Origin of the sequence: Pontibacter virosus (assembly GCF_003096355.1) — a bacterium.
GTDB lineage: Bacteria > Bacteroidota > Bacteroidia > Cytophagales > Hymenobacteraceae > Pontibacter > Pontibacter virosus.
Window position 1 is genome coordinate 21,494 of the sequence record NZ_QEKI01000008.1, and the last position, 12,100, is coordinate 33,593.

Annotated in this window: 13 protein-coding genes; 9 read left to right on the forward strand and 4 right to left on the reverse strand. The window is 50.1% G+C overall.

Annotated elements, in window-relative coordinates; all coding sequences use genetic code 11:
• The first annotated feature begins 2 nt into the window (after positions 1-2).
• The 3 genes from C8E01_RS12940 (at position 3) to C8E01_RS12950 (ending at position 2,154) form a co-directional block, all read left to right on the forward strand.
• Positions 3-956 (forward strand): NAD(P)-dependent oxidoreductase, encoded by a 954-nt coding sequence (locus tag C8E01_RS12940; RefSeq protein WP_116543996.1) that lies wholly within the window; start codon positions 3-5, stop codon positions 954-956.
• Between the two features lie 318 nt (positions 957-1,274).
• A complete protein-coding gene (gene greA / locus C8E01_RS12945) occupies positions 1,275-1,748 on the forward strand; it encodes a transcription elongation factor GreA (RefSeq protein ID WP_116543871.1) in 474 nt (157 codons plus the stop codon).
• 4 nt (positions 1,749-1,752) lie between these two features.
• On the forward strand, positions 1,753-2,154 hold the full coding sequence (locus tag C8E01_RS12950; RefSeq protein WP_116543872.1) for an HIT family protein: 402 nt from the start codon (positions 1,753-1,755) through the stop codon (positions 2,152-2,154).
• 64 nt (positions 2,155-2,218) lie between these two features.
• Here the strand turns inward: C8E01_RS12950 and C8E01_RS12955 are convergent, their stop codons facing one another.
• From C8E01_RS12955 to ruvC, 4 genes are all read right to left on the reverse strand, one after another.
• Positions 2,219-3,286: an MlaD family protein gene (locus tag C8E01_RS12955; protein WP_116543873.1), complete on the reverse strand. Its 1,068-nt coding sequence runs from the start codon at positions 3,284-3,286 to the stop codon at positions 2,219-2,221.
• On the reverse strand, positions 3,287-4,066 hold the full coding sequence (locus C8E01_RS12960) for an ABC transporter ATP-binding protein (protein WP_116543874.1): 780 nt from the start codon (positions 4,064-4,066) through the stop codon (positions 3,287-3,289). It lies immediately after the preceding gene.
• On the reverse strand, positions 4,066-4,884 hold the full coding sequence (locus C8E01_RS12965; RefSeq protein ID WP_116543875.1) for an MlaE family ABC transporter permease: 819 nt from the start codon (positions 4,882-4,884) through the stop codon (positions 4,066-4,068). The genes C8E01_RS12960 and C8E01_RS12965 overlap by 1 nt, the downstream gene beginning before the upstream one ends.
• An 805-nt stretch (positions 4,885-5,689) precedes the next feature.
• Positions 5,690-6,256, reverse strand: a complete 567-nt coding sequence (gene ruvC, locus C8E01_RS12970) for a crossover junction endodeoxyribonuclease RuvC (RefSeq protein ID WP_116543876.1) — start codon at positions 6,254-6,256, stop codon at positions 5,690-5,692.
• A 25-nt stretch (positions 6,257-6,281) separates the two neighbouring features.
• Between ruvC and C8E01_RS12975 the strand changes: the two genes are divergently transcribed.
• From C8E01_RS12975 to C8E01_RS13000, 6 genes are all read left to right on the forward strand, one after another.
• On the forward strand, positions 6,282-7,271 hold the full coding sequence (locus C8E01_RS12975; protein ID WP_116543877.1) for a lysylphosphatidylglycerol synthase domain-containing protein: 990 nt from the start codon (positions 6,282-6,284) through the stop codon (positions 7,269-7,271).
• Positions 7,271-8,407: a glycosyltransferase family 2 protein gene (locus tag C8E01_RS12980; RefSeq protein ID WP_116543878.1), complete on the forward strand. Its 1,137-nt coding sequence runs from the start codon at positions 7,271-7,273 to the stop codon at positions 8,405-8,407. The genes C8E01_RS12975 and C8E01_RS12980 overlap by 1 nt, the downstream gene beginning before the upstream one ends.
• Positions 8,400-8,657 (forward strand): hypothetical protein, encoded by a 258-nt coding sequence (locus C8E01_RS12985; RefSeq protein ID WP_116543879.1) that lies wholly within the window; start codon positions 8,400-8,402, stop codon positions 8,655-8,657. The genes C8E01_RS12980 and C8E01_RS12985 overlap by 8 nt, the downstream gene beginning before the upstream one ends.
• Before the next feature lie 220 nt (positions 8,658-8,877).
• A complete protein-coding gene (locus tag C8E01_RS12990) occupies positions 8,878-10,101 on the forward strand; it encodes a GAF domain-containing SpoIIE family protein phosphatase (protein ID WP_116543880.1) in 1,224 nt (407 codons plus the stop codon).
• A gap of 185 nt (positions 10,102-10,286) precedes the next feature.
• The gene (locus C8E01_RS12995) at positions 10,287-10,922 is read left to right on the forward strand and encodes a polysaccharide deacetylase family protein (RefSeq protein ID WP_116543881.1); all 636 of its coding nucleotides are present in this window, start codon (positions 10,287-10,289) and stop codon (positions 10,920-10,922) included.
• A complete protein-coding gene (locus C8E01_RS13000; protein WP_116543882.1) occupies positions 10,919-12,010 on the forward strand; it encodes a glycosyltransferase in 1,092 nt (363 codons plus the stop codon). The genes C8E01_RS12995 and C8E01_RS13000 overlap by 4 nt, the downstream gene beginning before the upstream one ends.
• Positions 12,011-12,100: the final 90 nt, after the last annotated feature.

A 12,100-nucleotide genomic window follows, 5' to 3' on the forward strand; every position in this document is an offset into this window, starting at 1 on the left:
CTATGGCAATTACACGCATACTCATCATAGACGAAGTACACGCCAGCCTGTTTTCAATGTTGGAAGGTATAGGTATAGCCTATGACTACCGCCCTGATATCAAGCCGATCGAGGTATGCGAGGCACTTGTTGGTTTTGATGGGCTGATTGTGCGGAGCAAAATGCGCATTACGGCTGACACCATTAAGCTGGCTGATAAACTTAAGTTTGTAGGTAGAGCTGGGGCAGGCCTGGACAACATTGATGCCGAGGCCCTGCAGGAGAGAGGTATAGCACTGTTCGGAGCCAACGAAGGAAACCGGCAGGCGGTGGGGGAACATGCTTTGGGGATGCTGTTAAGCCTGATGCGCAACATCACCCGCGGTGACCGGCAGGTGCGTGACAAAGTATGGCTGCGTGAAGAGAACAGGGGGGAGGAGATCAGCGGAAAAACAGTGGGCATTATTGGCTACGGCCACATGGGGCAAAGCTTTGCCCGCGTACTGCGTGGTTTCGGTTGCCGCCTCCTGGCCTACGACCGGTTTGCCCCTGAAAAGATCGCTATACCTGCTGAGTCAGTATTGTTGGAGGAACTACAGGCAGAAGCTGACATTGTGAGCCTGCATATACCTTATATACCTGAAAACCGGGCTTTTGCGAATGATGCTTTTTTCCAGGGTTTTAGCAAGCAGATCTGGTTTGTGAACACTTCCCGCGGCGAAGTAGTGGATCAGACTGCATTGGTACGCCACCTGCAGTCTGGCAAGCTGAAAGGAGCTGCACTTGATGTGCTTGAGAATGAAAAATTAAAAAGTCTGACAGAGGAACAAAGTCGCAATTTCTATTACCTGAAATCGGCAGACCATGTCGTGCTCACGCCTCATATCGCGGGCTGGACGCATGAATCTTATGTGCAGATAAACGAGGTGATGGTACAGAAGATACAGGCCTTGCAGGAGGCTGGCAAACTACCCTAAGAATACCTGATTTGAAGCTGTACCAAGTTGCCGGGTTTACGTATAGAAGTGATACTGGTGCTTTGAACAGGTGTTTTTGATGCAGATAAATAAGTATTGCCGAAAAATTTTGTATTAAAATAAATTTGTATATTTGCTCAACACAGTGCCAACGGGGGATGCCCGTGCGCATGTGGCTTACCCAGCATCCCCGGCTAGTTTAGATACAGCCTGGCTGAAGAAGAAAAAATAAATCAACTACGTATTAGGCAAAAAGAACGGTTATGTTTGACATAGCCGTTCTTTTTGTTTTTGTGTTTTAAACGTGAAGACAGTATTATGAGCAACATTTCTTATTACACCGCCGAAGGTTTACAGAAGCTAAAGGAGGAGTTACACGATCTGAAGACAAAAGGTCGCTCAGAGGTAGCCCGCCAGTTGGCAGAGGCACGCGACAAAGGCGACCTGAGCGAGAACGCTGAATATGACGCCGCCAAAGATGCACAGGGCCACTTGGAACTGAAAATTGCCAAGCTGGAAGAAGTAGTAGGCAACGCCCGTCTGATAGATGAGTCGAACCTGGATACGAGTAAGGCGCTGATTCTCTCTAAGGTGAAGATCAAGAACCTGAAAAACAACTTGGTGATGGATTATACGCTGGTGGCGGAAGAGGAAGCAGACCTGGCCTCCGGCAAGATTTCTGTAAAGTCTCCGATCGGGAAAGGCCTTTTGGGCAAGTCGGTTGGCGAGAAGGCGGAGATTACTATACCTGCCGGAAAGATCGAATTCGAAATTCTGGAAATCAGCCGCTAATCTTATGGAGCCTTCTATCTTCACTAAAATTGTAAAAGGCGAGATTCCCGCTTACAAAATTGCGGAAGATGATCGCTACCTGGCCTTTCTGGATGTGTTTCCGACCACCAAAGGCCATACGCTTGTGATACCCAAACAGCAGATCGACTACCTGTTTGACCTGGACGAACAGCTATACATGGGCCTGATGGCTTTCGCTAAAAAAGTGGCGGCTGCCGTAGAGAAGGCCGTGCCTTGCAAACGCATTGGTGTGGCAGTGGTAGGACTGGAGGTGCCTCATGCACACGTTCACCTGATCCCTCTTAATAAAATGGCCGATATGAACTTTGCCAACAAGCAGCAGTTCAACAAAGAAGAGTTTGAGGAAGTGGCTGAGAAGATACGTGAGGTATACAAGACTTTATAAGGTATAGCCATACCTACAGCTCAACAGAAAGGGGCGCATCTCAATGATGCGCCCCTTTCTGTTTTTAGTTCTTTTGTAAGATGGAAGGCTTAAACTCCAGTTGGGTCGTGTCTTTTGGCTGTACCTGCTGCGGTGCTGGCAGGATTTGCTGTTGCTCTTTTTGCTTGGCTTCTTCCTTAGCCTTGCGTCTGAAGAAGCCTCTGAGCAGGAAATTGTTCTGCAGGGCCTCCATGTTCTGGTCCAGCTTTTCGGTGCCGGTCTCCAGGTTTTGCATGGTGCTCTGCAACTGCTTTGCAAACTGCTGATCATTGAGGAGTACCCCCACGGCGCTATTATTGTTGTTGAGTCTGCTGCTGGCTGTGCGCAGGTTCTCGGTTATTTCAGATGTGGAGGCCGTGGCCTCTTCCAACTGCGTCATCGAGTTTTTCAGCTGCTGGAATACTTCCTTGTCAGTGGCAAGCTGGTTAGCCAGACCGCCCGGTGAATTGAGTTTGTTGGTGAAGGCCGATAGGGAATTGGAGGCATTTACAGTGCTTTGAGAGGTGCGCTGCAGGTTGGCCACCACATTGCGGAAATCCTGGGCCATGGTAGTGTCAGTCAACAGGGCGCCAACGGTTCCTTCGCCTTTAACCAGGCGGGAGGTCAGCTGCTTAAAGTCACCGGTGATCGCTACCAGGTTCTCATTGTTCTGCTGCAGCTTTTCCATCAGGTCATCTGTGTTAAGCGGGCTCACGGCTGTTATTCTGTCGCCGTCCTCAATGGGCGCGGCCGGCTGAGAGCCGCCGTCTATTACGATGTTCTTGTTGCCGATAAAACTTTCGGAGCTGATGCGGGCCGAGGCGTTTTTGCGGATGAACTGTTGCACCTTCTCCTCGATGTTCATGACCACCTCCACCTGTGAGTCGCCATACAGGTTAATGGATTTGATCGTACCGATCTTCACACCGGAGAACCAAATGTTGTTACCGGTTCGCAAACCAGCTACGTCATCAAAAATGGCTGTAACCGTGATCGTACTGATCAGGCGCTTTTGCTGGCCAGCCAGCATGAAAATGCCAGCCACCAAGATCACGATCGCCAGGAACGTGAAAATACCAACTATAACAGTGCGTTTATTATCTGCAGAACTCATCTAGTCTATAAAGTTGTAGTTATAAAAAGATTGTACGCGCTCGTCATTGCTTTCGAACACCTCGTCAAAAGTACCCTCCCGCTGGAACTGCCCGTCTAGCAGCATCACTACTCTGTCTCCTACGGCGCGGGCACAGGTCAGGTCGTGGGTGATAATGATAGAGGAGGTATTGAACTTTTGCTGTACTTCATTGATCAGGCTGTTGATCTCGATACACGTAATGGGGTCAAGGCCGGCGGTGGGCTCATCGTAGAGCATGATCTCTGGTTTCAGAATCAACGTGCGGGCAATGCCTATGCGCTTGCGCTGGCCACCAGACAGTTCAGAAGGCATTTGGTTGATCGCCTGCGACAGTCCCACGGCCTCCAGCACATAGAGGATCAGCTCCTCACGCTCGGCTTCACCCATCTCTTTGGCATGCCGAACCAGCGGAAACTCGAGGTTTTCGCGCACCGTCATACTGTCGTACAGCGCACTGTTCTGGAACGAGAAGCCGATCTTGAGCCGAAGCGCATCCAACTCCCGTGGCTTGAGGGCGCCCACTTCCTTGCCCAGCACATTCACCGAGCCTTCATCGCCATAGAGCAGACCGGAGATGATTTTGATCAACACCGACTTACCCGTGCCGGAGCGGCCGAGCACCACCAGGTTTTCTCCTTTATATAAGTCAAGGTCCACACCTTTTAGCACCTCAAAATCGTCGAATGCTTTTTTGAGGCCCCGGATAGAAATCACTTTCTCGTTTCTATCGATGTTAGGGTTTATTTCTTTAGCCTCCATTAAAAAGCTCTGATTGCATTAATGACCTGCATAATGAGCAGCTCTTCTATAAAAATAAGGAACATGGCCGTTACCACCGACGAGTTGGCGGCCTTGCCCACACCTTCTGTACCCTTAGAAGAATTATACCCCTTGTAGCACCCCACCATGCCAATGGTGAAGCCAAAGATAACAGACTTAACCGATGAGGCGATGATATCCAGAAACGTGATGGCATCAAAAACCTGATAGAAAAAGACGCTCAATGAGGTAAGTTCGTTCTGGTGCACATTCAGGTAACCACCCAGTAGGGATACGAGCGTGGTAAACATCGTTAAGGCCGGAATCATCAGGGTAGATGCCAGTACCCGGCTCACCACCAGAAATTTAAACGGGTTGGTGGCCGATACCTCCATAGCGTCGATCTGCTCCGTCACACGCATGGAGCCTAACTCAGCGCCAATGGCGGAACCTACCCGGCCGGCCGCAATGAGCGCCGTCACCAGTGGGCCGATGGCCCGGATGATGGCCACGGAAATAAGGGCGGGCAGGAGCGAGGTGGCACCAAAGTCGGCAAGGGAGGGACGCGACTGGTTGGTAAATACGATGCCGATGATGAAGCCCGTGAGGGAGATCAGCGGCAAAGAGCGCACACCGATTTCGTAACACTGCTTGATAATCTCTCTGAACTCGTAAGGCGGAAACCACACCTCCTTGAAGAACCGCGCATTAAAACGGTATATATTCGCCAACTCAACAAAAATCCTGTCGAGCCTGCGTGTTGTTACATACCTGCGCCGGGTTGGAGCAGTTCCCGGTTTATCTTTGTTTAAATCCATTTATGCTGTTTAGGATTCACCTATACACTTGCCTTTGACAAAGCAGCGACAAAATTAACGCAAATTTAAGAATAAGCCTGATGCTAAATTTAACCGCACTTGCAAAAACATGTTTAAACTTTGTCTTTTGGTAAAACCTATACCTCGAAGCAGGCTAATTTTATTCAAATCCCGGTAAACAATCAGGCAAGCTTATAAGCCTTACGAAAGATAGATGCGATTTTTTACAAAACTGCGAAATATTTTCAAAAGCTTATACTTGGGAGGAGTCTGTTGAATTGATAATTTGTTGAATTGTTAGGTGCAGGATTAATCTGGCCTTCCCTTTGTTGAGGGTTGGATGGTTAAATGGTTAAATTGTTGATGGTTGAATTATTGGGTGCATGATTAACCTACCCCTCCGAGGTGGGAATTATCCTGTTTGAATCAGATAAATTTATCAGTCCACGATTCGGGCAGGTCACAATCCAGTACCGTCAACTTAAGCTAATGCTCTTTGGGACATCCATGTCCCGAAGCTGACTGTTGGGGATGTCCACATCCCCGTGTGCCGGGTTGCAGGTATACAAGTAGTAAATCCCCTTCTATTTGATTTCGGATTGGTAAATCCGAAAGAGCCTGTTGCCTATGTGCCTGATTGGAGGGTGTACATGGACGAGGATGTCCCCAGCAGAAATGCTTTCGGACCTGGAAGTCCGGAAGTGCGTGCTAGCGTCCGAAAGAGCTTCCAGACACAGACGACGTTACAGTGTAACGTCGCTACATTTCAACTTTCTAAATCTTAAACTCCCAAACTCCCAAACTTCTACAGCTTTCTTTCAGGGTTGTCGGTCAGGAAGGCTTTCCAGGAGTTGGCGCCTTTTTTTGCGTTGTTCCCTTTTTGGTAATGGTGACAGAGAGCCACGGACAGGGCGTCGGTAGCATCGAACATTTTGGGGTCGGGCTGTATTTTAAGTATCTGCACCAGCATGCTGGCCACCTGCTCTTTGGAGGCGTTGCCATTTCCGGTAACCGATTGCTTTACTTTTTTGGGGGCGTACTCCACGTACGGGATGTCGCGGGAGAGGGCGGCTGCGATGGCAACTCCCTGTGCGCGACCCAGTTTGAGCATACTCTGTACGTTCACGCCAAAGAAGGGCGACTCAATAGCCAGCTCGTCGGGCAGGTATTCGTCGATGAGCTGTATCATGCGGTCAAAAATTTTCTTTAACTTGATGGCGTGGTTGCTGTAGCTTTTGAGGTGAACCACGCCATACTGCACTACCTTTACCTTCGATCCTGTCACTTCAATCAGGCCATAGCCCATGACTTGCGTGCCGGGGTCGATGCCAAGAATTAATTTGTTGGGTGGGAGGGCAGAAGAGTAAACCATAAGAGCCGCAATTTAAGACAATATCTTGAACATTACCCGCAACAGAAGGTTCCTTTTAGTTTCCGGCAAGATTGTCGTGGTGCTGCTCACCCTTTATTTTCTGTATCTGGCCATCTTCACAGCGCCCGACACGCTGCTTTCGTGGCGCGCCATACTAAGAGCGGCCCGCCAAAGCGATTATACTTTTCTACTGATCCTGAGTGCGCTGCTTATACCTGCCAACTGGGGGCTGGAGGCCTGGAAGTGGAAGATCCTGGGACAGAAACTGGAACGCATTTCATACCTGCGGGCGTTTCGTGCCGTCATGGTCGGGCTAACCCTGGGCTTTATCACCCCCAACCGCCTCGGCGACTATGCCGGTCGGGTACTGGAGCTCAAAAGCAAAGAAAGGCTGGAAGGGATTGGCGCCGTTTTCATCGGCAGGTTTTGCCAGCTGGTCGCCACGGTACTGGTGGGTACTTTCGGAATCCTATACTTTGCACTGCTCCTTTACTGGAAAACTTATCCGGCTATCTGCCTGAGCGTGTTCTTCCTGCTGCTCGCGCTAAATGCTGCCATGCTCTTGCTGATCTTCAATGCCCGCGCCATGGTGGCCCTGGTGTCGGCAGTGGGACCGCTGCGCAAACTCACAAAATACCTGGCCATAATGGGGCGCTATACCTTCGGTGAAATGAACCGGGTGCTGTTGCTGTCTTTGCTGCGCTACTTCGTTTTTCTGCTGCAGTTTGTGCTGCTACTCTTTTTGTTTGAGGTGCGGCTGAATCCGGTGGAGTATGTGAGTGGCGTTTCGACTGCTTTTTTTCTGAAGTCGGTGGTGCCGTCGGTGTCGCTGCTGTCCGACCTGGGCGTTAGGGAGCTGTCGGCCATGTACGTGTTCGGACTGCTAGGGCAGGAGCGCTTGCAAGTGCTGAGTGCCAGCCTGAGTCTGTGGCTGCTCAATATCGTGGTGCCGAGTGCTGTCGGTCTATTTTTTGTTCTGCGCCTGAAGCTGGGCAGGAAAGGGGGAGGCGCTTGATGTTCGGATTACTGCTGCTATCGTTGCTGGCCTATGGCTGGATCATCCTGCGCTGTTTGTTCTCCTGGAAGCGCCTTCCTACGCCTGCTATACCTGCCGGTTTTATACCTGCCACCAAATTCACGGTAATCATCCCTGTCCGAAATGAAGCGGGACAAATACTGAATTTGCTGCGCGATCTGGAAAAACAAAGCTATCCGGCTGCGCTCTTTGAAGTGCTGGTGGTAGACGACCACTCAAACGACGGTACCGACCAGCTCGTTCAGAACTTTATACCAGAAACCCCGCTCCACCTGCGGCTGATCCGGTTGGCTGAGCACACCGCAGCAACCGGTAAGAAAGCGGCTATCAAACAAGGTATAGCAGCGGCCAGTGGCGAGCTGCTTGTCTTTACCGACGGCGACTGCCGGGTGCAACCGGACTGGCTGCTGTACTTTGCCTATACCTATCAATCCCAAAAGCCGGTCTTTATTTCCGGGCCCGTGAGCTTCCACAACACCCATACCTTGCTGGAGCGCATGCAACTGGTCGAGTTTGCCTCCCTGATCGGAGTGGGAGGGGCCTCCATTGGCTTGCGCCAACCAAACATGTGCAATGGGGCTAATCTGGCCTATACTCGTACTGTGTTTGAGGAGGTAAATGGCTTTGCCGGAAATGAAGGCATAGCCAGCGGTGATGATGAATTTTTGCTGCACAAAGTAAACCAGCTATACCCGGAGTGCATCGCTTTTCTAAAGCACCCAGGCGCCATTGTGTATACCGAAGCCCGCAAGTCGATCAGGAGTTTTGTAGCGCAGCGGGTGCGCTGGGCGAGCAAGTGGCGGAGTTACCAAAATTGGGATGTGAAGCTGCTGGCTGTCAGTGTGTTCGCTGTCAATCTGTTGCTTTTTATGGCTATACCTGCTGTGCTGCTGGGCTGGCTCACAATTTGGACTTTCCTGGCGGCTTACGGAGCAAAATTTCTGATCGATCTTCTGTTTTTAAAACGTATACTTGCTTTTATGCGACGGCAAAATTATCTGATTTATATGCTTCCGCTGCAGCTAGTTTACATTCCTTACGTACTATATACCGCTATCACCGGCCTCTCAGGTCGGTATACCTGGAAAGGACGAACTATCTGTAATCATGACTGAGAATGAATTTGCCATCATGGACGAACTTTATTTCGTAACGTCCTACCCCGACCTCAAAAGCACCAGCGCCCTGTCCGATGCGGAACTCTGTACTACCTTGCGTGACCTGATCGCCAAAGGGTATGTCCGGATTCTGTACCCTGATCCGGATACCGAGTACGAGTACGACGAAGCTACCTTCGGGAACCACTGCCAGCAGTACTACTATTTGGCTACCAAGGCCGGGCTCGTGGTGCATAACTCTATTTGATGCACGTATTTCCCGAAGCAGCCCGAAACAAATACCCAACCTACGTAGTTGCAGTTGAGCGCATGGGATGAATACGTATTATTTGAAAGGATTTGAAGGTGTTGGTAAAGAATGCGACTGAAATTTTGTAAATTTACGTGGTCTATACCTGCGTGACAGGTATAACTGGTCGGAATATCCCCATGTGCGGACTTTTCGCCAACATAACCTATGAAACCGAATGTCTGATCTAGTCGCACCGAACATACAGCAAGAGTTAAACCTCAAAAAGCTGGAATTATCGGCCTTGTTGGAAATCACGCAGGCGATCAACGACAACTTGCCCGAAGAGGCGCTCTACAAAATATACCGCTTTACGCTGCTTGCCCAGTTGCAGATCAACCGACTGGCGCTTTTTGTGCACGACGAAAAGTGGGACTGCAAAGTAAGCTTTGGTACCGACCTGGAGCCAGCCAAGCAACACCTCCCCGAAGCCATTCTTGAACTCAAGGAAATCACCCGCACCTCCAAGCTGAGCGTGGACAAGAAGTGGCGCAACTTCGAGATCGTAATTCCGATTCTGCACAATGGCAAGGTGCTCGCTTTTGTGATGATCGGGAAAATTCAGCCTTACTATACCAATATAGAGGCGCTCAACTTTGTGCAGACGGTGAGTAATATTATGCTGGTGGCTATTGAGAACCACCGTATGGCCCGTCAGCGTTTGGCGCAGGAGTCCATCCGAAAAGAGATCGAAATTGCCCGTGAGGTGCAGTCCATGCTTTTCCCGAAGAAGCTGCCCAATGACAAAGATGTGGCCATCCACGCCAGCTACATTCCGCATTCGTCTATTGGCGGCGACTACTACGATTATATTGAGATCGACAAAGATCAGTTTCTTTTCTGCGTGGCCGATGTGTCGGGCAAGGGGGTGCCGGCTTCGTTGCTGATGTCTAATTTCCAGGCGGGCTTGCGCACCATTCTGCGCCAAACAGCCGACTTAAACACGGTGGTGTCGGAGTTGAATCACCTGATCTACCGCAATGCGATTGCCGAGAAATTCATCACCACTTTTGTCGCAATTTTTAATCGCAGCACACGCGAGTTGAGTTATGTAAACGCTGGCCACAACGCCCCGATTCTGCTCTACGAAAACGACACGCACGACCTGCTCAACGATGGTTGCACCATGCTGGGCGTGTTCGATGTACTGCCTTTCATGAACGTAGGCAAGATCCATGTACCACACAATGCCGTACTGCTCTGCTATACTGATGGTCTGACCGAGGTGTTTGACGAGGACGAGTCAGAGTTCGGCATTGAAGGCACGATCGACTTCCTGCAGAAAAACCGTTTCCTGAGCTCCAAGATGCTGCACCTGCAATTACTCGATGCCATTAACCTCTACAACGAAGAGTCTACCTTCAGCGACGACATCACTTTGCTGTCGTGCAGGTTTAAGTAGAATTGGTGGTTGAATTGTTATATTGCTAAATTGTTTTTTTAGATAGAAGAGAAGCTCTTTGAGAATAAGGTAAATCTGGTTTCAGTTTATGATTAATCTTAAGATGAATAGTTTCTTAAAATTCTGGTTAATAATTTAAGTATTAACAATTTAGCAACTCAACCATTTAACTATCAAAAACAAAATTGCTCCGCCTCTACAAGACGCCCGCCTTGCTTCGCAGACTTTTGCCTGGCTATACCTGGCTGCGGGAGGAGATGGGCAAGGTGCTCTATCTGACCTTTGATGACGGGCCCATACCGGAGGTGACGCCCTGGGTGTTGGAGCAGTTAAAGCAGTATCAAGTAAAAGCGACATTCTTTGCTGTGGGTGATAACCTGGTGAAGCACCAAGGTATAGCCAGGCAAATACTGGAGCAGGGTCACCGTCTGGCAAACCATACCCATAACCACCTGCGCGGTTGGGAAACATCGCTGGAATACTACCTCGAAAATGTGCAGCAGTGTCAGCAGGAACTAGAGCAGCTCAGCCAGAATGCAGCACAGCCGAAGTTGTTCCGGCCACCCTACGGGCGCATCACCGCGAGACAGGCAGCCGCTCTGCGGCCCGATTACGAACTGGTGATGTGGGACGTGCTTACGAACGATTATGACCGCTCGCTGAGTCCCGAAAAATGTCTCCGGGAATCCATTCGCTGCACCCAAAGCGGTAGCATTATCGTATTTCACGACAGCTTGAAAGCCCAGCGAAACATGCAATACGCACTGCCCCGTTTTTTAGACCATTTTACCGCACAGGGCTATACCTTCCAGACCCTATGATGGTATCCGTTACCTATTTCATCCTTTATTTTACTGTATTTGGAGCGCTCCTGCTGTTGCTGCTTTTCCATCGCAGGTCTTATACCTCGCAGGTTACTGACTTGCCGTATGTCAGTATTCTGATTGCTGCCCGCAACGAAGAGCACAACATACTGGCTTGCCTGCAGGCCATTGCCGCACTCGATTACCCATCCGAAAAAATGGAGGTACTGATTGGTGACGATCAATCCACGGACCGCACCCGTACCCTGATAGAAGCATTTATACAGGACAAACCCGGCTATACCTGCCTCCCAATAACCGGCATAGTAGGGCGGGCCAAAGGCAAAGCCAATGTGCTGGCTCAATTGGCACGAAAAGCAAACGCTGAAATCTTTCTCTTTACCGATGCCGACATAGAAGTGCCTCCTACGTGGGTTAAGGCCATGCTGGCGGGTCTGGATGAAAAGGTAGGCGTCGTGACCGGACTTACGACAGTGACGGGCAATCGGCTGTTCGACAAAATGCAGCGTATGGACTGGCTGTTTTCCATCGGGCTGATGCAGGTTTTCAGCGACCTGGACATGCCGGTCACGACCATGGGAAACAACATGCTGCTTACCCGCAAGGCTTACGAAGAAGTGGGTGGCTTTGAAAACATCCCTTTCTCGATCACAGAAGATATTGCCATTTTCAACCAGATACTGAAGCGCGGCTACGGTTTCCGGAACCTGTATAACAACGACGTACTGGCCTTGTCAGCTCCTGCCCCTGACTACGGGTCACTGCTGGAACAACGTAAGCGCTGGATGCGGGGCTCTGTGTTCATGCCCAAGTACATGTTTGCGCTTTTTGTGCTGCACTCTGCCTACTATCCTGTGCTGATCCCTTTCTTTTTCAAGGCCTCGCTGGGTATAGCGCTCAGCATTGCCGTTGTCAAGCTGCTGCTGCAAAGCGTGTTCATGCATATCTGCCTGAAACGACTTAACCGCAGCGCCCCCTGGTGGCACTACATCCTCTTCGAGCTATACCTGCTGGTCACCACCTTCATTCTGATCCTCTACTTTTTTCTGCCCACAAAAGTGAAATGGAAGGGGAGGAAGTATTAGGAGTTTGAGAGTTCAGAGGTAGCAGCCTTTTACCTTAATGTAAAGAAGTTACGTAGCACTGCCGTTTTATCGTAAGGACGGGTCGCGACC